The organism is Thalassotalea sp. LPB0316 (assembly GCF_014898095.1).
Taxonomy (GTDB): Bacteria; Pseudomonadota; Gammaproteobacteria; order Enterobacterales; family Alteromonadaceae; genus Thalassotalea_G.
Genome location: NZ_CP062946.1, coordinates 2,827,009 through 2,848,100 on the forward strand (window position 1 = coordinate 2,827,009; position 21,092 = coordinate 2,848,100).

Annotated in this window: 22 protein-coding genes; 17 read left to right on the forward strand and 5 right to left on the reverse strand. The window is 41.2% G+C overall.

The genetic code is table 11. From position 1 onward, the window contains the following. The first annotated feature begins 69 nt into the window (after positions 1-69). The 3 genes from pabB (at position 70) to LP316_RS12735 (ending at position 3,633) form a co-directional block, all read left to right on the forward strand. A complete protein-coding gene (gene pabB, locus LP316_RS12725) occupies positions 70-1,470 on the forward strand; it encodes an aminodeoxychorismate synthase component I (protein ID WP_226960743.1) in 1,401 nt (466 codons plus the stop codon). Between the two features lie 21 nt (positions 1,471-1,491). Beyond that, complete coding sequence (locus LP316_RS12730; RefSeq protein ID WP_193021529.1) at positions 1,492-2,079, forward strand: CoA pyrophosphatase; 588 nt, start codon at positions 1,492-1,494, stop codon at positions 2,077-2,079. Between the two features lie 177 nt (positions 2,080-2,256). Continuing rightward, entirely contained in the window at positions 2,257-3,633 is a 1,377-nt protein-coding gene (locus tag LP316_RS12735) for an L-serine ammonia-lyase (protein ID WP_193021530.1), read from the forward strand. Between the two features lie 97 nt (positions 3,634-3,730). Here LP316_RS12735 and cysB read toward each other — a convergent pair whose 3' ends face one another. Further along, the gene (gene cysB / locus LP316_RS12740; protein ID WP_193021531.1) at positions 3,731-4,705 is read right to left on the reverse strand and encodes an HTH-type transcriptional regulator CysB; all 975 of its coding nucleotides are present in this window, start codon (positions 4,703-4,705) and stop codon (positions 3,731-3,733) included. Positions 4,706-4,954: 249 nt separating this feature from the next. On the opposite strand from cysB, the gene LP316_RS12745 reads away from it, so the two are divergent. The 4 genes from LP316_RS12745 to LP316_RS12760 all read left to right on the forward strand — a co-directional run bounded on the left by LP316_RS12745 (position 4,955) and on the right by LP316_RS12760 (position 7,291). Next, positions 4,955-5,725 (forward strand): hypothetical protein, encoded by a 771-nt coding sequence (locus LP316_RS12745; RefSeq protein ID WP_193021532.1) that lies wholly within the window; start codon positions 4,955-4,957, stop codon positions 5,723-5,725. A 90-nt stretch (positions 5,726-5,815) separates the two neighbouring features. Beyond that, entirely contained in the window at positions 5,816-6,184 is a 369-nt protein-coding gene (locus tag LP316_RS12750) for a ribosome recycling factor family protein (protein WP_193021533.1), read from the forward strand. A gap of 191 nt (positions 6,185-6,375) precedes the next feature. Continuing rightward, positions 6,376-6,744 (forward strand): hypothetical protein, encoded by a 369-nt coding sequence (locus LP316_RS12755; protein ID WP_193021534.1) that lies wholly within the window; start codon positions 6,376-6,378, stop codon positions 6,742-6,744. Positions 6,745-6,823: 79 nt separating this feature from the next. Next, complete coding sequence (locus LP316_RS12760; RefSeq protein ID WP_193021535.1) at positions 6,824-7,291, forward strand: YchJ family protein; 468 nt, start codon at positions 6,824-6,826, stop codon at positions 7,289-7,291. Here LP316_RS12760 and LP316_RS12765 read toward each other — a convergent pair. The 3 genes from LP316_RS12765 to LP316_RS12775 all read right to left on the reverse strand — a co-directional run bounded on the left by LP316_RS12765 (position 7,254) and on the right by LP316_RS12775 (position 10,284). Continuing rightward, positions 7,254-7,784 (reverse strand): VC2046/SO_2500 family protein, encoded by a 531-nt coding sequence (locus LP316_RS12765; RefSeq protein WP_193021536.1) that lies wholly within the window; start codon positions 7,782-7,784, stop codon positions 7,254-7,256. The two genes, LP316_RS12760 and LP316_RS12765, sit on opposite strands and share 38 nt — an antisense overlap. Positions 7,785-8,233: 449 nt before the next feature. Next, positions 8,234-9,517 (reverse strand): ATP-binding protein, encoded by a 1,284-nt coding sequence (locus LP316_RS12770; protein WP_193021537.1) that lies wholly within the window; start codon positions 9,515-9,517, stop codon positions 8,234-8,236. 71 nt (positions 9,518-9,588) lie between these two features. Beyond that, a complete protein-coding gene (locus LP316_RS12775; protein ID WP_319021001.1) occupies positions 9,589-10,284 on the reverse strand; it encodes a response regulator in 696 nt (231 codons plus the stop codon). A 315-nt stretch (positions 10,285-10,599) separates the two neighbouring features. Here LP316_RS12775 and LP316_RS12780 point away from each other — a divergent pair, with 315 nt between their 5' ends. From LP316_RS12780 to rlmA, 3 genes are all read left to right on the forward strand, one after another. Then, positions 10,600-11,829: an MFS transporter gene (locus LP316_RS12780; protein WP_193021539.1), complete on the forward strand. Its 1,230-nt coding sequence runs from the start codon at positions 10,600-10,602 to the stop codon at positions 11,827-11,829. Positions 11,830-12,173: 344 nt separating this feature from the next. Beyond that, entirely contained in the window at positions 12,174-12,980 is an 807-nt protein-coding gene (gene xthA, locus LP316_RS12785; protein WP_193021540.1) for an exodeoxyribonuclease III, read from the forward strand. A 40-nt stretch (positions 12,981-13,020) separates the two neighbouring features. Further along, the gene (gene rlmA, locus LP316_RS12790; protein WP_193021541.1) at positions 13,021-13,827 is read left to right on the forward strand and encodes a 23S rRNA (guanine(745)-N(1))-methyltransferase; all 807 of its coding nucleotides are present in this window, start codon (positions 13,021-13,023) and stop codon (positions 13,825-13,827) included. Between the two features lie 7 nt (positions 13,828-13,834). Here the strand turns inward: rlmA and yfbV are convergent, their stop codons facing one another. After that, positions 13,835-14,254: a terminus macrodomain insulation protein YfbV gene (yfbV, locus tag LP316_RS12795; protein WP_226960744.1), complete on the reverse strand. Its 420-nt coding sequence runs from the start codon at positions 14,252-14,254 to the stop codon at positions 13,835-13,837. Positions 14,255-14,392: 138 nt separating this feature from the next. On the opposite strand from yfbV, the gene LP316_RS12800 reads away from it, so the two are divergent. The 7 genes from LP316_RS12800 to LP316_RS12830 all read left to right on the forward strand — a co-directional run bounded on the left by LP316_RS12800 (position 14,393) and on the right by LP316_RS12830 (position 20,958). Further along, the gene (locus LP316_RS12800) at positions 14,393-15,592 is read left to right on the forward strand and encodes an acetate kinase (protein ID WP_193021543.1); all 1,200 of its coding nucleotides are present in this window, start codon (positions 14,393-14,395) and stop codon (positions 15,590-15,592) included. Positions 15,593-15,604: 12 nt separating this feature from the next. Then, the gene (gene pta, locus LP316_RS12805; protein ID WP_193021544.1) at positions 15,605-17,704 is read left to right on the forward strand and encodes a phosphate acetyltransferase; all 2,100 of its coding nucleotides are present in this window, start codon (positions 15,605-15,607) and stop codon (positions 17,702-17,704) included. Between the two features lie 478 nt (positions 17,705-18,182). After that, complete coding sequence (locus tag LP316_RS12810) at positions 18,183-18,563, forward strand: ACT domain-containing protein (protein ID WP_193021545.1); 381 nt, start codon at positions 18,183-18,185, stop codon at positions 18,561-18,563. An 8-nt stretch (positions 18,564-18,571) separates the two neighbouring features. Then, positions 18,572-18,919 carry an ArsC family reductase gene (locus LP316_RS12815; protein WP_193021546.1) on the forward strand — a complete coding sequence of 116 codons (348 nt, stop codon included), beginning with the start codon at positions 18,572-18,574 and terminating at the stop codon, positions 18,917-18,919. Then, a complete protein-coding gene (dapE, locus tag LP316_RS12820) occupies positions 18,916-20,046 on the forward strand; it encodes a succinyl-diaminopimelate desuccinylase (protein ID WP_193021547.1) in 1,131 nt (376 codons plus the stop codon). The genes LP316_RS12815 and dapE overlap by 4 nt, the downstream gene beginning before the upstream one ends. Before the next feature lie 11 nt (positions 20,047-20,057). Then, entirely contained in the window at positions 20,058-20,780 is a 723-nt protein-coding gene (locus LP316_RS12825; protein WP_193023902.1) for a M15 family metallopeptidase, read from the forward strand. Then, the gene (locus tag LP316_RS12830; RefSeq protein ID WP_193021548.1) at positions 20,773-20,958 is read left to right on the forward strand and encodes a hypothetical protein; all 186 of its coding nucleotides are present in this window, start codon (positions 20,773-20,775) and stop codon (positions 20,956-20,958) included. The genes LP316_RS12825 and LP316_RS12830 overlap by 8 nt, the downstream gene beginning before the upstream one ends. Positions 20,959-21,092 lie beyond the last annotated feature (134 nt).

A 21,092-nucleotide genomic window follows, 5' to 3' on the forward strand; every position in this document is an offset into this window, starting at 1 on the left:
TAAAAGCCTCTCGCTAGCGGTTTTAGTGAGTAGCCTCAAGACAATTTGTTCAATATCATTGGGTTTACGTTGCAAACAATCAATTCTGTGTACGGCTATAGTGCCCTACCCGTTAACAATTATTCACTGGCTCAGGCATATCAAGCTATTTTCCAGCTCGCCAAACAACCTTGGGCTATGTGGTTAGATTCATGTGATAGTCAACACGTGGATAATCAATACGATATATTTGTCTGGCAGCCATTAGTTAAAATCACAACCGACAACGACACCACCCAAATAGCTGATCAACAGGGTGTCCTCAGCAAGCATCAAGTAGATCCACTGAGCATTGTTGAGCAACAGCTAAGCAAGTTATTACCCAAAGAGGATATTGCACCATCGACCTTGCCATTTAGCGGTGGTGCAGTTGGCTACTTTAGTTACGATTTGGGTCGTGCATTTGAACACTTGCCTACGATCGCAGAAAAGGATTTACCTGTACCAGATATGGCGGTTGGTGTTTACGACCAAGCCTTGATCATCGATAAATTCAATAAACAGACTTATTTGTTTTGTTGTGACAGCAAACGCCAACGCCTAGTTGAGCAGCTTACGCAACTTGCTAAATCAAGTGAAGATGCCGATTGTTTTTTACTAACAACACCGTGGCAATCAAATATGAGCCAAGCGCAGTATCGCGACAAGTTCGATAGCATCCAGCAATATTTGCGCTCTGGTGACTGTTATCAAATCAATTTAACTCAGCGTTTTAGCGCCCAATATCAAGGCGATGAATTTTCTGCCTACCTTAAGCTAAGAGCGCAAAACAATGCGCCTTTTTCCGCCTATCTCAACTTAGATGAGATCAAAGTGCTGAGCATTTCGCCTGAGCGATTTATCAAAGTAGATAATCGACAGGTGCAAACCAAACCGATAAAAGGAACAAGGCCTCGCGGCAATACAACAAAACAAGATCAAGCGAATAAGCAAGCGCTGATCAATGCTACCAAGGATAAAGCTGAAAATTTGATGATTGTTGACTTACTGCGCAACGACCTGTCTCGTGCATGTCGTCCTGGTAGCGTTAAAGTTCCCAAGCTGTTTGATATCGAAAGCTTTCCGGCAGTCCACCATTTAGTGAGCACAATTGAAGGTGAATTAGCTGACAACATGTCGGCAATTGATTTACTTCGCGGTGCCTTTCCCGGCGGCTCTATTACCGGGGCACCTAAAATACGAGCAATGGAAATTATCGAAGAGCTTGAACCACACCGCAGAAATATATATTGTGGCTCTATTGGTTATCTTAGCGCCTGCGGTAATATGGATACGAGTATCACCATTCGCACCTTAACCTGTGTTAACAACCAAATTGTTTGTAGTGCAGGTGGTGGCATAGTTGCCGATTCTATATGTGACGAAGAATATCAAGAGACCTTCGATAAAGTGAACAAAATCCTACCTATACTAGGTGAGATCGAACAATAATAGCGAGTTAATAGGTGGTGAATGAATAAATCTCAGTTTATGCGCTTATTTCATTTATCGCCGCTGAGCCAATCAAGTCATCAGTTTCGTTATGAACTCGTGTCAAATAAACCGATCCGACAAGCGGCTGTGCTAATAGCCATTACCCAAAGAAATGACCAGCTAGAGATTTTACTAACAAAACGAGCACGACACTTGAGGCATCACGCAGGCCAAATTGCCTTTCCCGGCGGTAAGCTTGAAGACGGCGATGACAGCCTAATCATAACCGCAATGCGCGAATTTGAAGAAGAAGTTGGCATTCAAGCAAGCCAGTTAGAGCTCCTAGGCTGTTTGCATCCCTATCAAACGATTTCAGGTTTTGAAGTGTTACCTGTGGTTGCCTTTTTACCATCGCCTTACCATGTAGAGATAGATCGGAATGAGGTTGACGAAGTTTTTTATGTTCCGTTAAGTCATTGTTTGGATCAAACAAATCACCTCCACGTAGCTACTGAACTCAAAGGCCAAGCATACAAAGTCACCTTTATCCCCTATCAGCACTACAATATTTGGGGAGCTACTGCGGCTATGCTCAAAGACTTAGCGCACCATTTCAATCGAACGTAACCACAGTTAATCAAAAAGAAGCCTAACTAACCTCAGCGCACGAATCTGCAACTAACCGCTATAATAAATGACAAGTAGGAGCAGTTTTTGTTGTTCAACAAGATAACTTTCAGTTACCATTACCGAAGATAATTCAATATATTTATAATTTTTACAAAATTTATTCAGGTTAAGAGCATGATTAGTGTATTTGATATGTTTTCAATCGGCATTGGCCCTTCGAGTTCACACACCGTCGGTCCTATGCGTGCAGCCAAACTTTTTGTTGATGAACTGGTTCAAACAAACCAATTAACAAACGTTGATCGTGTGAAAACTGAGCTTTTTGGTTCACTTGGTCAAACGGGTATCGGCCACGGTACTGGTAAAGCGGTGATTTTAGGTTTAACCGGTGAAACACCAGAAGAGATCCCAGTAGATAAAATTGACTCAACGCTAGCTACTGTTGAACGTTCACAAACCATTATGCTTAATGGTGAACATGAAGTAGCCTTTCCCAAAGGTGATGCGATTATCTATCACCGACGCAAAACCTTGCCAGCACATGCTAATGCGATGACACTATTCGCCTTTGCTAATGATCAGGTAATTTTAGAAAAAACCTTCTACTCTATTGGTGGTGGTTTTATTGTTGAAGATAGTGAATTTGAAAAAGAAAAAGACAAAGCTTTATCGCTGCACAGCAATATCGAACGCCCTCACAAGTTCTCAACCGCCGACGAGCTTATTCAGCAAGCGACAACTAAAGGTATTAGTATTAGTACCTTGATGATGGACAACGAGAAATGTCTCAACGATGAGCAAACTATTCGCACCAATTTAGTTAAAATTTGGCAAGCCATGTATGATTCAGTACAGCGTGGCATTCGCACCGAAGGTATTCTACCGGGTGGCTTAAAAGTAACAAGACGCGCACCTAAACTGCATAGAACACTATCAGTAGAAAACTCAAATGATCCACTCACGGCAATGGATTGGGTTAACTTATTTGCCTTAGCGGTGAATGAAGAAAACGCAGCGGGTAGCCGAGTGGTAACGGCGCCAACCAACGGTGCAGCTGGTATTATTCCTGCGGTACTATGCTACTACAATAAGTTTATTAAACCTGTTGAAGATGATGATTGCATTCGTTATTTATTAACCGCTGCAGCGATCGGTATTTTATACAAAACCAACGCATCGATATCAGGCGCCGAAGTGGGTTGCCAAGGCGAAGTTGGCGTTGCGTGCTCAATGGCAGCTGGTGCATTAACCGAAATCATGGGCGGTAGCCCACAGCAAGTTGAAAATGCCGCTGAGATTGGTATGGAGCACAACTTAGGATTAACCTGTGATCCTGTTGGAGGTTTAGTACAAGTGCCATGTATCGAAAGAAATGCGATGGGCGCTGTTAAAGCGATCAACGCATCACGCTTAGCATTACGTGGTAACGGCACGCAAAAAGTATCTTTAGATAAAGTTATTAAAACGATGTGGGATACGGGTAACGATATGAAGACTAAGTACAAAGAGACATCTCGTGGTGGTCTAGCGGTAAATATTATTGAGTGTTAGCCCATCGTTAAATATCTGAAAAGAAAAGGGGCAGTTTTTCAACTGCCCCTTTTCTTTATCTGTTACGGTATTCTGTCGCTAGTCACTGACGTTATTTTTACCTAACAGGTAACTCAATATCAGCAAACATTTCATCAATTTCTGCGTTATTTTTTAATAACACCGCTTTGGTGACTAAATCTCTATTGAGATGTGGTGCAAAGCGCTCTATAAAATCAAACATATAGCTTCTCAAAAATGTACCACGTCTAAAGCCAATTTTTGTGGTACTGGCTTTGAACAAGTGGCTAGCATCAATTCGTACTAGGTCTTTATCTAATTCATCATCTAACGCCATGGTTGCGATCACACCCACACCAACGCCTAATCTGACATAGGTTTTAATCACATCGGCATCAGTTGCCGTAAACGCTACCTTCGGCTCACAACCTTCTTCTCTAAACGCAGTGTCTAACTGCGAGCGGCCAGTAAAACCAAAAACATAAGTCACTAATGAATACTGAGCGATATCTGCAATCGTAATATCTTTAACATTCGCAAGTGGGTGGTCTTTTCTGACAATAATACTGCGGTTCCAGTGATAGCAAGGTAACATTATCAAGTCGTTATAAAGGTGCATAGACTCCGTTGCAATCGCGAAATCTGCTTCACCTTTTGAGGCTGCATCGCTAATTTGAGCAGGCGTACCTTGATACATATGCAATGAAACTTTAGGAAACTTTTTGACAAATCCCTGAATAATATCAGGCAATGCGTAACGCGCTTGGGTGTGAGTTGTGGCGATGCGCAATTTACCTTCATCAGGCTGGGTATGCTCACGGGCAACGGCCTTAATCGCTTCCACCTTAGATAATATCTCAGTGGCAATATTAATCACTTCATTACCGGCAGGTGTAACATGGGTTAAATGTTTACCTGAGCGACCAAAGATTTGGATACCTAATTCATCCTCAAGCATCCTCACCTGCTTACTGATGCCAGGTTGTGAGGTATACAAACTTTCTGCCGTTGCAGAAACGTTCAAGTTATTATTGAGGACTTCGACAATGTACCGGAGTTGTTGGAGTTTCATAGCGCGTCTTAATTTTTCTTGCTTATATCAAAAATATATACAAAATCATTCTAATATTCCATATTATTTTTACATGATTGTGAATTTATTTTAATCACCTTCTTATTCATCACCCCAAATTGCCCAACAATCACAGCTCTAGCGCTATGTACCTATCAACAATGAAAAAAAAGATATTTAGGCTATGCTTATAGGAGCATTTTTTGTAGACTGCTAAGAGTCTACACAATAATAATCGAGAAGTGGAATATGGTCGCTATTATCATTGGCTTAATCTTCATACTGATAATAATCGTAGTGGTTGTTAACGCCATTCAGCAACAAAAGCAAAAACAAGAACAAGAAAAGCGCGCTAAACTCGCCAAGCAGAAAGCTATTATCGACGAAAACGAAGAGCTTATCGTAAATTTATCCAATATTCCGGCGTCGCCAAATCTAGCGCTGATTTTGCACCGTCGTAGCCTAACCGCCGCAAAAGAAATGAAGAATTTGTCGCCTGAATCTAAAGCGACATCTGCACGAGTTGATGAGCTTGAAGCTCGATTAAACGCAGCAAAAGATGCTGCGCAATCTGCAGGCTCAAGAGACGAACAGTTTCTTTTACCTGACAACGAGAAGCAGATTATTGCATTACTTCAACTGATCAAAAAATTAAGAGTCGTGCTAAAAAGTGAACTCAACAAAGGCATGGTTGACCCTCAAATTTTCAGCATGGAAGATAAGCGCTTAGATTCAATGCAGCTTAAAATCAATATAGAAAGTTTAGTTAAGCGTGGTAATCAAGCGTATAACAACGAAATGGTTGGCTCTGCTCGTCAGTACTATGAAAAGGCATTACAAACATTAAATGACCACCCTGTTCAATCTGAATATGCGAGCCAAAAGCAAGCAGAGATCACCGAGAAACTCAGTGAAATTTCTTCTCAATTAAAGTCGGCAAATGCAGAAGATCGCAAAAAGAGAGCGAAAGCCGAAGAAGATGAGCTGGATATGCTCTTTCAGCCAAAGAAAAAGTGGTAAGTATCAATTTGTTAAAATCGAAGCCAGCAATTTGCTGGCTTTTTTTTTGATGGTATCATGGCGACTATATTGAATTAACATAACTTTATTGTGGCTACTGAAATATCCATTATTTTACCGTCGTTTTTACGAAAATCGCTCAAAGCTTATGCGCTAAAGGCGTTGATAAGGAGCCGCGGTTGTACCCTCAATAGAATTGGCCGTTCACGCAACTGGCAATTATCAGGGACAACCGAACAGTTAGAACTGGTGATTAATGATATTGCTCATAGTGATGAGCAAAGTTGGCAGTGGCTAATTGGTAAGCTATCGAGCCATGTTGCCTATTCCACCCACGAAAGTTTACTCGCCCTTGCTAAGCGAAACCCTAATATCACCGTCAATGAATTAATGGCAAAAGCCAACTGTACCCTCGCACAAGCACGTCAAGTTATCGATGAATTAGAGTGGCTTGACTAAAAAGCGCCATCATTAAACCTAGTTAACCCGAGTTCAGGTTAGTTAATTAACACTTATCACTCAATAAACAAACAACCTGTTCTGTTTGTTCTCGTAATTATTTGCTTAAAAAAAATTCAATTTTTATCTTGCGATATGGTTAAAATTACAGTACTGTTTATCCATACAGTATCTATACAGGTGGTTTTTCTATGAACGTACACACAATATATAACCGAGAAAATGTCATACTTAACCAGTACACACAAACACTTGCTAATATCTACAGCGCTCATAAAACACAAAACAAATGGATTATGATGATTGACGCAGAAGATAACGCGTTAAAGTCAATCTCAGCTAATAACGATTTAGATGCCAAAAAGATCCTTAAAGTACACAGCAATAAAGTAAAGATTGAAGCTGAGAGTATTCACAAGGCATTAACCAAGGGCAACTGTAGTGCTGTAGTTCTATGCAAACAACTTTTCACACCCAACCAAATTGCATGGTTAAGAGAGCAAGCCCAGCGATATAATACCGACTTCATCGTGTTAGAAAGCACGGCAACGGTTCACTAAATATTAACCCGAACAGTGATACCAATAGTAAAGCCTTTGATTTATAGTATCGGCTCAACCTATCGAGCCGATATCCACTATGAAATGTCCTTGCCAAAGCGGTTACAGTTACGACAATTGTTGTCAAGCGCTACACCTTGATCAAGTCATAGCAAATAGCCCTGAACAATTAATGCGTTCTCGCTACAGCGCCTACGCTCTATCTCTTGGTCAATACCTTTATAATACTTACCACAGCGAAAAACAGACAGGTTTGACTGTAGATGAGCTTGAACAGTGGGCAAGGGCTACTACCTGGTTAAAGCTAGAAATTAATCAAACCACCGAGAGTACAGTAACGTTCACCGCAACTTATACAGAGGCCGGCCAACTATATCAAATTCAAGAACACTCTCGTTTTACACAAGAGCATGGTGCTTGGCGTTATGTCGATGGTGATATTTTAGTCCATCAGCAATTACCAAAACCAAAACGCAATGAGAAATGCCCCTGTGGTTCACTTAAAAAACTTAAGCAATGCTGTGGAGTGCGATCGAATCTGCTTTAACCAGTGAAGTTTTTACGTTTTTGAGCCAATTCGCGACATTAGTATTAGGTGCTTGAGCGATTGACTTTGACTGAGGTTGAGACAAACGTTGTTGCTGACACAAAGACAAATTCGCTTTAATTTGCGAAGGAATAAATGCTTTATCATCTCGAAACGCCAAAGGTTTAGGCGCTAAACACTGCTTTAACCGGATGTCGTCAAAGTGCTGTTCAACAACTTCACCTGCTTGATTAAAGTGTGCAATATCTTCCAGTGACTCCAGCGCTAATGGCTGTGATTTAGGTAAATCAAATAAGCGGCGAAGCTGTACTTCAGGATCAATGATTTGTTCATGAGGGTTATTTTCAGCGCGGTGAAACTCACTAAAATCCCTGACATCTTCACTTAGCATCGCTAACATCAACGAAAAATCGCTGCGACGCTTTTCAACGACACAATGATTTAACTGCGATCCTAACTGGGACTCATTGACTAAAAGAGAATCTATCTGCAAAGCAAGATAACCGATAACTGCAACAACTTCCTTTTGTATCGGACATTAATTAAAAAGCTTTAACGATTTTATCAATTGAAATAAATATTATGTTGTTAAACCTCGCCGACTGGCGAGTAGTATTGGCACTACACAGGATAACAATCGCCTATGGGCCAATTGCGGTAGTAAACTTCCCTTAATGAACTGCTTATTGAAAGGTTTTACTTCATTCAGAGTGATAACAAGCCGTCATTCTCGCGAATTTAAATAGCCAATTTAAAGTAAATAAAGTATAGAGCCCCCCTGTGAAAGCATGATCGCCACGGATACTTAGACGAATGGCGGCACTTAGGTAGTGCTATGCGCAGCTATATACTATTCGGGTTCAGCGTTAACGAACGCTGAACCCGAAATAAAATAAGCCTTTTAATACTCGCTTAGAGCATAAAAACTTGATTCGCTGGCTATTACTGAACTATTGGAAACTTTAAACGGAATTTTGCGCCGCCGAGTTCACTATCATCAACGGCGACCTGCCCTTGATGCCATTGCATAATCCGCTCAACTATCGCTAAGCCTAAGCCAAAGCCACCTTTGTCTTTATTGCGACTTTTATCAGCACGGGTAAAGGCTTCAAAAACAGTCGGCTTAATTTCATCATCAACACCTTTACCGTTGTCTTCAACGTCTATGATAACCTCTTCGCCCTCTTGTGAAAGGTTAATAACGATCTGATCATCACCGTATTTTATCGCATTGTTGATATAGTTTGCCAAGGCTCTATCAATAAAGTGTTTATCGCACTCAACATGTAAATTGCCGACGTGATTATTGACTTCAATACTGCCGTGATACTGTTCATATTTTTCCAGATGGCTGTTTACCACATCTATCAATTTATAGTCAGTAAACTTTAGCTGCGGACGATCTGACTCTAGTGTTGAATAAATCAACAACTCATTGATCAGCTCATCGAGCTCCTTGTTATCACTGTCTATTTGATGAATGTACTTACTGCGTTTTTCTTCGTCTGAGGCACTTTCTAGCATTTGCAACGCAAAACGACTTCTCGCTAACGGCGTTCTAAGTTCATGAGCAACGGCGCTAGTGAGTTCTTTGTGTGCATTAATAAGGTTTTTCAAACGAACCGCCATCATATTGAAGGTTTTCGTTAAAGGCTCGATTGCACTGGTCATCGCTTTTGGCGCTTGAACATCAAAGTTGCTATTGGCGATTTCTCGAGCCGCTTTGTCTAAAGCGTCTAAATCGCGTGACATTGGCCACAGCCAGAAGAAAATCAATAGGCCAAACATTACCAAAATTAATATTCTACCCAAGGTAGCAAGTTCTGGTCGGGTAGGTATTTTCATCGGTCCTAAGATAAGTACTTGCTCGGTTTGGCTAACCAGGTGATGGATCATGACATCGTCACCATTTAAATAAATATAAGTTTTGCCCTTTGCCAAGTTGTCCTGATCATCTTTTGTTAATTTCTTAATCGTTGGCATTAAGCGCATACTTAAATTAACTTGAAATTTTTCATTTAATCGAGCGATTTCGTCAGGCCATTGTTCTTCGGGCAGTTCAAGTAAGCGCTCTTCAACCACTGACAGAGCCACTTTATGGCCGGTATAAGAATCTAAGTCTTGTTCTAAATAGATATGCCAAGCTTGATCTAAGAACCAAATAATGGTGAGAAGTGAAAAAACAATGAGAAGAAATAAGCTAAAAAATGTGCGACCAAGTTTCATAGTAATTAATCACTGTGACAAATAAAAAAATAGGGGGATAGCCCCCCTACCTCAGAAAAATATGTGAGTTGTTATGACCATGCATCAGGAACAAATAGATAGCCTTGTCCCCAGATAGTCTTGATTCTAAACGGTGTTTCATTACTGTCGTGTAATTTTTTACGCAGTCTAGATACGCGAACATCAACAGAGCGATCCAAACCGTCGTATTCACGGCCAACAACAGCTTTGTAGATATAATCTCGGTTTTGTACTTCACCCGCTCGACTTGCTAACAACCACAGAAGATCAAACTCTTGGCTAGTTAGTTCAATATTCTCACCTGCTAAGGTAACCTGGCGAGAGCCTCGAGAAATGAATAACTCGCCAATCGTCAAATCACTCGCTTCATTACTCGACGATGGTAACTGACCACGGCGAAGTAACGCATTAACTCTAGCGAGCAACACTCGAGGCTCAACCGGCTTAATCACGTAATCATCAGCGCCAATCTCCAACCCTAAAACCTGATCGAAATCAGTGCCTTTAGCGGTTAGCATTAAAATAGGCCCTTTAAACGAAGGACGAAGGTCACGGCACACGGCAAAACCATCTTTGCCTGGCAACATGATGTCGAGAACAATTAAATCAGGTGTGAAGGTCTCTACGCGCTTAGCTACGGTATCACCTCTAAACTCTTGCTTTACATGCATACCTTCACTTTCTAAAAACTCTGTAATCAAATTCGATAGCTGGCGATCATCTTCAACTAATAGAATTTTTTTCACTGATTTATTTTCAGCCATTTTTTCTTCTCCTACTAATCATGTATTTTCCATTCCTAGGAAGGTCAACATTTTTACACAAGTGTAATTTTTTTTAATCAAGTCTTACATTGTTATGTAAACACATTTCAAATTGATGCTGCCAGATTAAACCTTTAACATTGCGATAACAACTCTAACTACAAGATGTTACCCTAAAAAAACAAATAATTACATGTTGAGAATAGCAGATAAAACTGGCTCGCGGAAAGAGAACTTTAGCTTTACATTAACAATTGCGAGGATATCATGTAACCAAACCTCGCTATCTTCGGTAACATGCAAAAACAACAAGCGGTAAAAGCTTTAATGACCATGATGTTGGTCGTATTGCTAAGTTGTGCAGGTATTGCCCTCCCTTATCCTATTTTAGCGCCTTTGTTTATTAACGAAGTCTCGCCCTTAACAACTTTTGCTGGTATCCATCCAAAACTGCTGCTGGGCATGCTATTGGCTATTTATCCACTGGGGGTATTAGTGGGTAGCTCGGTTATCGGTGCAGCCTCCGATATCTATGGCCGTAAAAAAGTGCTGATGATCTCTTTAATTTGTGCCATGTTCGGCTATTTATTGTCAGCCTTTGCTATTGTGATAGAGAATTACCCACTATTTTTTGTCATGAGGTTTATCACAGGGCTATGCGAAGGCAACGTTAGTATTGCCAAAGCCGTTGCTTTAGATTTGTCGAAAGTACTCGATAAAACCCGATCATTTAGTTTAATTAATGCAACAACCTATGCCGGTTGGCTAATCGGCCCGCTCGTAGGTGGATTTCTTCAGCCATACGGTACAGAGCTAGCCTTTTACGTCGCTGCTGTCTCACTCGCGCTAGCAAGCTTTTTTGTCTTTATCTTTCTAAACCACCAACATGAAACAAAAGCCCCCGTGTCGTTTAGTTGGTCAAATTTATTGATAAAACAAAACTCCATTGGTCTACTAAAAAACCCTTCAATAAAACGGTTCTTTATGGTTTATTTGTTGGTAACCCTAGGGCTAAATGCGTTTTACGATTTCTACCCGTTGTGGCTTGCAGAATCGTTTTCATTTACGCCGCCTGACATTGGCTCTATTACCGCCTTGCTCACTGCATTCATGGTCACAACTAGCGCCATAGTGGTTACCCCGTTTAAACGGCGTTTTGGCTTGTTGACTGGTATATATATAGGTTTGAGCTTTTTAGCGCTCATGCTCTTTTTGCACCTTATTTACGATGCGAAAACCGTCTGGTTTGGCTACCCGCTTATTGGTGTTGCTATCGCATTGTTCAATGGCTTATTGCCCATATATATTTCAGAGCAACACCAAGACGAACAACAAGGGCGATTGATGGGCTTATTGTCGACGGGCTTCTCTCTATCTAATGTTGTAATTTCAATTTTAGGCAGTTTTATTGCTGTTATCAGCACGTTATGGGCAATTATTTTGGGTGCGATCCTTATCGTATGCTCAGTCATTTTGCTATTTTTCATTACTAAAGCGAATCATGAACCTCTCAATGTGTCCCAATAAAGTGGATTCATAGTCCCTAGCAAAGCTCATACTCGCGCTAGTTTGTTGCTAGCTGCCTGATAAAACCTTTACTAAAACTTAGCGCTAACGTAAGTCATAACCATTGAAAAGCACTCGCAAAAACACTATCTTAGGCGCTATTAATAAATCGATAGCGCTATTACTCGATTTTTCCAGTCGATAGTATTGGTCAAGGTAACGGTTATAGCAATCGCGGTTAATACTAGGCATGTGATAAATAAAGACCTGTCGAAAGCAAGTTTGATCACCCAAAATACTAAAATCCAAGTTTTATCGACCACTCGACTGATTAACGATCCCAATATATCCAAGGTAACATAACGATGAAAATCATCTCTTTTAATATTAATGGCTTACGAGCTCGACTTCACCAACTACAAGCGCTAATTGACAAACACGACCCAGATATTATTGGCTTACAAGAAATCAAAGTACACGATGAAGCCTTTCCGTTAGCCGATGTTGAAGCCATGGGGTATCACGTTTATTTTCACGGTCAAAAGGCGCATTACGGTGTTGCTATGTTATGTAAAAAACCTGCGATGGAAGTGATTAAGGGCTTTCCAACCGACACTGAAGAATCGCAAAAACGCATGATCATGGTAAAAACAACCAATGATGCTGGTGAAGTCGTTACCGTACTCAATGGTTATTTCCCACAAGGTGATAACATTGCCCATGAAACAAAATTTCCATACAAGCGCCAATTTTACAAAGACTTAATGCAGTATTTAAATGATCATCACGACAATAGTGAAAATATTGTTGTGATGGGCGATATCAATATTTCACCTATCGATTTGGATATTGGCATTGGCGAACCGAATCGCAAGCGTTGGTTAAAAACCGGTAAATGTAGCTTCCAACCAGAAGAGCGTGAATGGTTAAAAACATTAATGGACTGGGGATTTGAAGATACGTTCCGTAAACTATCACCTGATGCATGCGACAAATATTCGTGGTTTGACTATCGTTCACGTGGCTTTGACGATAATCGCGGTCTGCGAATTGATGTTGTACTAGCAACGTCTAGTATGGCCCAAAAGTGTATCGAAGCCGAAATTGATTACGAATTACGCGGTATCGACAAACCTTCTGATCACGCGCCAATTTGGTCTACCTTTAAATAAACACTTAACAGTGGCCAACCAATTGTTGGCCTTTTAAATTATGTCATATCAATATAGTTGTCCGCTTTGCCAATCGCAGTTACACGCGCAGGAAAAGTCCCTCGTATGTGTCAACAATCACAGTTTTGATCGCGCTAAAGAAGGTTATTACAACCTACTGCCGGTTCAATATAAACATTCTAAAAACCCCGGTGATAACAAAGCTATGGTCAATGCTAGAAGAGCGTTTTTAGACAAAGGCTACTACCAACAGCTCGTTGATAAAATGCTCGATATCTACCAAAACTTGGGCAACACTGCCGGTGTCGTCTTCGATGCGGGTTGCGGCGAAGGTTTTTACACCCACCAACACAAAACGGACCATAATCAGGTATATGGCATCGACATATCAAAAGAGGCGATAAAAAAAGCGGCCAAACGCTACAAAGCCTGTCACTTTAGTGTAGGCACCTTGTCAAAATTACCATTTTTTGAGCATTCAATTGATTGGATAATTAACGTATACGCCCCCATCATCGAAAGCGAGTACACGCGCGTTTTAACGTCTGGGGGATATCTACTTACGGTTACACCTGCGCGTAACCACTTGCATGAACTAAAACAAAAAATCTATCGCGAAGCACTTCAGCACGATGATGAAAAACTCCCCATCAAAGCATTGCCTCTCATAGAACAACATCAGCTAACCTATAACATGGATATCGAACAAGGTGATGATGCCCTACATTTGTTAGAGATGACCCCATTTGCGTTCAAAGCAACACAAGAAGTAAAAGACTCACTAGCGAACTTAGTTAATTTTCAATGTCAGGCAGACTTTTTAATTAGAGTGTATAAAAAGCCATAGCTAACAATTACTTAATGCTAGATTGGTAGGTGATGTTGAGTAGTTTTGCCAAATCTATATATTTAGGGCGCCCTGTTGATAACTCAAGATTACCGCCTTTTTCATTAAAACGAGCTAAGCCTTCTTTGTACCAAGCTGATAGCCCTGGAGGCAAGTCTTTGTCAGCCTTAACACCTAACACCACCAAGACCTGGACCGGCATAGATAAAGCAAAGATAGTGTAAAAGACAAGTAGCTGTAGATCACTTTGACCCGTTACTAAAGTAAAGAATAAGACAATAAACAGACTAAAGCCCAAAAAATTTCGCCATACAAACCGCGCCAAGGTAATAGCATAATACTCTTGGAAGTATTGGCTTAATTCAGCACGTTCCGGCCAAAGCTTCAAATAGCGATGACCTAACTTAATTAGTTCAATAACACTCATATTCATACTCTAACCTTAGCCTATCCTCAGTTGCTTTGAAAGCCAGCCTTGCGATCAATTACAAATTATTAGATATTTTTTACCTATAAGGCGCTATAGTAACAATCAACGCGCTAACGTCTTAATCTTAATAGTTTTATGGAAAATAAATTCATTCTCGTTATTAATTGTGGTAGCTCTTCAATCAAGTTTTCATTAATTGCACCGCACAATGGCCAAGAGCCGCTATCGGGCATCGCTCAAAACCTGTTGACCGAACAAGCCAATATTACTTTCAAATTAAATGGCGAAAAAATTAAACAAGACTTACCTTCGCCATTTGTTCATCACACCGCGCTGAGCCATATTGTTCATTTTCTCCAACAAAATAAATTTTCAGATCAAGTCGTTGCGGTTGGTCACCGTGTTGTTCACGGCGGTGAACGCTATAGCGAGCCAACGTTAATCAACGATGACGTTATGGCAACGCTTGAACAACTTTCGCACCTTGCGCCTTTGCATAACCCAGCCAATATCACGGGTATTACTGCGGCTCAACAAGCTTTTAGCGCATTACCTCAAGTCGCTGTTTTTGACACCGCCTTTCACCAAACTATGCCAGCAATGGCTTACTTGTATGCCCTGCCCTATGAGCTTTACCAAAAACATGGCATTCGTCGCTACGGATTTCACGGCACTAGCCATTATTACGTCAGCAGACAAGCAACTAGATTACTTAATTTGCCAGAAAGTACGGGCAGCTTTATTAGTGCGCACTTGGGTAATGGCGCAAGTATTTGCGCGATTGAAAACGGTAAAAGTGTCGATACCTCGATGGGCTTAACACCACTATCTGGCGTAGTTATGGGCACGCGCAGCGGCGATGTAGACCCAGGTATTATTTTTCATTTAATTAACTCACTAGGCTATAGCCACCAGCAAGTTAACGATTTGCTCAACAAAGACAGTGGTTTATTAGGTTTGTCTAAATTAAGCAATGATTGCCGCGCTATTGAAGAGGCAATATTAAATGACAATAACCAGCAAGCGAAACTAGCATTAGATATTTTTTGCTATCGCATCGCCAAACAAATCGCAGCCTATACTGCTTCGTTAACGTCTCTCGATGGTATTATTTTCACTGGTGGCATTGGCGAGAACTCAGATTATGTCAGGCAACAGGTTGTCAGTTTTTTGTCAGTGCTAAACCTTGTTATCGACAATACATTAAACATTCAAACAAGATTTGGTAAAGCGGGCAATATTGCAACTGCTGATAGTCGCCCAGTTTTAGTAATACCGACTAACGAAGAGTTGGTTATCGCGCAACAAACCGCAGAAGTCACGCAAACGCTATAAAAGGGGTTCATCATGTCACATCGTATTATGTTAGTACCAGCCGGCTTTGGCGTTGGCTTGAGTTCGATAGCACTTGGCGCTGTTCACGCCTGCCAGCAACGCGGTGTAAAAGTCAGTTATTTCAAACCAATTTCTCAGCCAGCTCGAAATACTCGGACCCCAAAAAAAGAAAGTAAAAACAGTTATTCACTGCCGCTCAGTTATGTTGAAGAAAAGATGGCCGATGGCGACCAAGAAGTTGTACTCGAGCAAATCATTGAAAACATTTCACAGCTCGAAAAAGAGCACGACGTCATTATAATCGAAGGCTTGATCCCTACAACTCGACAACCTTATGCAGGCCGAATTAACCGCGATGTTGCCAAAGCACTATCTGCCGATATTGTTATCGTGGCAAGCCCAGATCAAGACAGCCTTATCGAATTTGAAGATCGCATTGAAGTAAGCGCAGAAACCTATGGTGGGCTTAAAAATAAACGAGTGATCGGTTGTATTATTAATAAAATTAACGCACCAGATAAAGATGAATTTGGTTTACTGCCCAAAGATAGTGTTATCGAATCTCCGTGGGCGCCCGAAGATTTTCAAGAGCTCGCCATTTTCAATAAAAGTCATTTCTCACTCTTAGGTGTGGTACCGTGGGAACTCGATCTCATTGCCCCTCGGGTAGTCGACATTGCTAATTACCTCGACGCTAAAGTTATTCACCAAGGGGATTTGCTCCATCGCCGAATTCGCTCAGTTACGTTCTGTGCACGGACCGTCGCGAATCTTGTCAGCCACCTTATGCCTGGTCGACTCATTGTCACCCCCGGCGATCGCGTCGATATCATCATCGCAACTTGTTTATCTGCGTTAAACGGCACCAAAGTTGGTGCTTTATTGCTCACCAACGGTTTTGAGCCGAATGAACAAGTGAGCAAATTGTGTCAACAAGCGCTAGAGACCGGGCTACCTATTTTGTCTGTGCCTTGGGATACTTGGCAAACCTCAAGACACATCATGAACTTTAACCCTGAGATTCCAGAAGATGATCTTCAACGCCAAGAAAAAGTCAAAGTGTTTGTTGCCGATCACTTAGCTAGCGATTGGCTTGAAAAACTATCGAGTGAAGCAACGAGTATAAACACCCTGTCGCCACCTGCCTTCAGACATAAACTGACGGAAATGGCACGCCAAGCCGACAAATTAATCGTGTTACCTGAAGGTACTGATGTGCGTACAATCAAAGCGGCAGCCATTTGTGCTGAGCGTAAAATCGCTCGTTGCCAACTGCTCGGTAACAAAGAAGAAATTTTGCGCATTGCCGAGCAGCAAGGTATTACCTTACCTGCTGGCATTTTGATCACTGAGCCTGAGCACATTATTGAAAACTACGTAAGTCCTATGGTGGAATTGCGCAAACACAAAGGTTTAACTGATGTTGTCGCTCGTCAGGAACTACAAGACAATGTGGTATTAGGCACTATGATGCTGCAACTTGGCCAAGTTGATGGTCTAGTGTCAGGCGCAGTTAATACAACAGCAAATACCATTCGACCAGCACTTCAATTAATCAAAACCAAACCCGGCAGCTCTTTAGTGTCGTCAGTGTTTTTTATGCTGCTACCTGATCAAGTCTTGGTTTACGGGGATTGTGCGATCAATCCAGATCCAAATGCTGAGCAACTTGCTGATATCGCCATTCAATCGGCTGATTCCGCCATTCGTTTCGGCATTGATGCAAAAGTTGCCATGATCAGTTACTCAACCGGTAGCTCAGGCAGTGGTGCCGATGTTGAAAAGGTCACGAAAGCCACCGAAATAGCCAAAGCAAAACGCCCTGACCTATTGATTGATGGCCCACTGCAATACGACGCAGCTATCATGGAAAATGTTGCTCGTAGTAAAGCGCCGAATAGCCCTGTTGCAGGTAAAGCAACAGTCTTTATCTTTCCTGATTTAAATACGGGTAATACAACCTACAAAGCGGTTCAACGCTCAGCAGATTTGATCAGTATTGGGCCAATGCTGCAAGGCATGAATAAACCGGTTAACGATTTATCTCGTGGGGCTTTGGTTGACGACATCGTCTACACCATAGCCCTTACGGCAATTCAAGCATTAGATTAGCAGTACTTGAATAATTTAATTCAGTTTCTTTCGAGGCTAACCTGCGATATATCGCCTGTTTTTGTTAGGTTTATTGCTAAATATCTATCACTTAGCAATAAACCTAATAATAAGCTCAATTTTCCGTACTGTTGATAACTTGACCAATTCGCACTTGTAGTACGTTTTTCAACCTAACAATTAAAAACAATAAAACCAATCACTTAAAAACATAACCATAAGCTACACACAAAGTTATCCACAACATTTGTGGATATAGCGATAAATCTCCATTAAATTATTTCAACTAAAGAAAGCAACAAATAGAAGTTTTATTGATCTTTTCATTAAAAAGTAGAGATAAAACGACAATACATCTAATTTTAAGAGGTTTACCAGTAATAGGTAAGATTTATTCAACAAGGTTACTCAAGCCTTATCTAGCGCTTTAACGCGCAACTCGGTATAGTGTAAACAACACTGAGTAAGTAAAATAAAAATGAGCAAATTAACCCTTAGACTGACACCTGACGTAATGGCTATCCATTCACTACCAGCAAATAGTGCGATTCCTGAGCAGGTGTTTAGCGCGCCCTTGTATTTTTTAGCAAAAACTCACCAAGAGGTATCGATAGTTTTGCCATCGAATATTGAAATTGATAGCGATGATGTAGAAGACGACTGGCGAATGTTTGAAGTTATCGGGCCACTGGCTTTTAGTTTGACGGGTATTTTGTCAAATATATCAACGGTATTAGCTAACGAGAAAATTAGTATATTTGCCATTTCAACGTTTGATACCGACCACATATTAGTTAAGAGTAATAAAATAGCACAAGCAAAAACGGCATTATTAGCTAACGGCTACGACATTATTTAAGGAACATCATGAACACAATTTACGGTATTTCCAACTGCGACACCGTTAAAAAAGCATTAAAATTTCTCGATAAACATCAAATTAATTATAGTTTTCACGACTTTCGCAAAGACGGAATCGATGCCGATCTCGTTAATAGCTTTCTGGCACAAGTTGATTGGTCTGAATTGATTAATAAACGCAGTACGACATACAGAAACTTAGCTGACGACATTAAAGAAAGTCTATCAGCGGCAACTATCGTTGAATTATTAATTGAGCAGCCAACGCTTATCAAACGCCCTGTGCTAGTAACGCAAAACGAGATCACTATTGGCTTTAAAGAGCCTACTTATAAGCAAGTGTTTGCCTTATGAGTCACCCAACGATAGTCCTTGCGCAAGCACTTATCGCCCGAGAATCTGTAACGCCTGAAGACGCTGGCTGCCAACGGCTGATGCAAGAGCATCTGACACCTTGCGGGTTTAACCATGAAACCATGGTGTTTGAAGATACCACCAATTTTTGGTCTCGACGTGGTAATAGCGCTCCCGTATTTTGTTTTGCCGGTCATACCGATGTCGTGCCGGCTGGTGATTTATCACTTTGGCAAACGCCACCTTTTGAACCAGTAATCAAAAACGGGATGTTATATGGCCGAGGTGCAGCTGACATGAAAGGCAGTTTAGCCGCCATGTTAATTGCTACCGAGCGCTTTGTTAAAGACCACCCTGATCACAAAGGCTCAATAGCCTATTTGATTACAAGTGACGAAGAAGGTCCGTTTATCAATGGCACAACCCGTGTTATCGATACGCTCGAAGCACGCAATGAAAAAATTGATATGTGTATCGTCGGTGAGCCATCGAGTAGCGAACGCTTAGCGGATATTGTCAAAAATGGTCGCCGCGGTTCAATCTCAGCTAAGCTCACCATTCACGGCAAACAAGGCCACGTTGCCTACCCTGAGCATGTCATCAACCCGATTCATCACGCCATGCCTGTACTCGCCGAATTGAGTCAGATTCATTGGGATAAAGGGAATGAATACTTTCCAGAAACGAGCTTTCAACTCACCAATATTGAAGGTGGTACGGGCGCATTGAATGTTGTTCCGCAAACGGTTACGGCTTGGTTTAATCTAAGGTATTCAACACAATTAACCGATCAAGCGATTGTTGAGCGCGTTGAAGGTCTTTTAGCAGAGCATAACATCAGCTACGATATTGAATGGACGTACAACGGTAAACCTTTTATTACCGAACCAGGAAGCTTAGTAAACGCAGTACAACAAGCAATTAGCAAGATCACAGGCCGTGAAGCTCAGCTTTCAACCTCGGGTGGTACTTCAGATGGTCGATTTATCGCGCCTACTGGCGCGCAAGTGATTGAGCTAGGCCCAATTAACAAGACTATTCATCAAGTGAATGAGTGTGTTAGTTGTGACGATCTGATTACGCTGACCGACATTTATTATCAAAGCTTAGTTAACGCCTTAACGTAATCAAGAACATGATGTCGAATGATATAGCACCAACAGCGATTACCGGACTTAGTGACCAGCACATTTGTTACGTCAACGATAAATTTAATCAGACGGCAAAGTCAGACGCGAAGTTTGGTATTCATCACACCGTTGTTGAACCACTGCGTAAATTAGTCGATGCGGCAAAAGATGCCGGATTTAATCTAACGATTGCCAGTGGCTTTCGCAACTTTGACCGACAGCTCTCTATTTTTAATCGCAAAGCAAATGGTCAACTTCCGGTATTTGATAAAAATAATCAACAGCTCGATATCAGTGCGCTAAGTAATCATGAATTGTTGCATGCAATTATGTATTTTTCGGCCTTACCCGGCACGAGCCGACATCATTGGGGAACCGATTTTGATTTCTACGATGCTAGTTTACTCCCTCAAGGGCAATCACTAGCGCTTGCACCATGGGAGTATCAACAAGGCGGTTACTTTTACCACCTTAACCAATGGCTTGACAAGCATGCGCTACAGTACGGGTTTTATCGGCCATACGATAAATATCGCGGTGGGGTCGCTATTGAGCCGTGGCATTTTTCCTATTTCCCGTTAGCTAAACAATATCAAGCACACCTATCAAGCCAACAACTCGCCGAGATTTATCAACATAGTGAGATGTTATTAAAGGCAGAAATAGTAGATAATATCGAACATCTATTCCAACAATACGTAACCAATGTAGCGAAGCCACCTCATGTCTGATTACACCATTGCTTTGATCATTATTGTCGTTGTGATTTTGTTTTTAATCGGCAACTTTTCAACCGTTCAGAAAACAGCAAAAAAGCCATTGCGCAAAAAATCACTAAACGAATTAGAAGAAACCTTACCGCGTTCACAAAAGAAAAAGCACGTAATGCCACCTGTTCACAAAAAATAAAGAGGTTAATTGACATAACTAGATAACCCTCTTGGACTTACCTCAAGAAAGTGCCAATTGCAGACGTTAAATAATTTATACCAATCGGGGTCAGTGTTAGCGAACGCTAGCCACAAAAAAATCTAAGTTTTCAA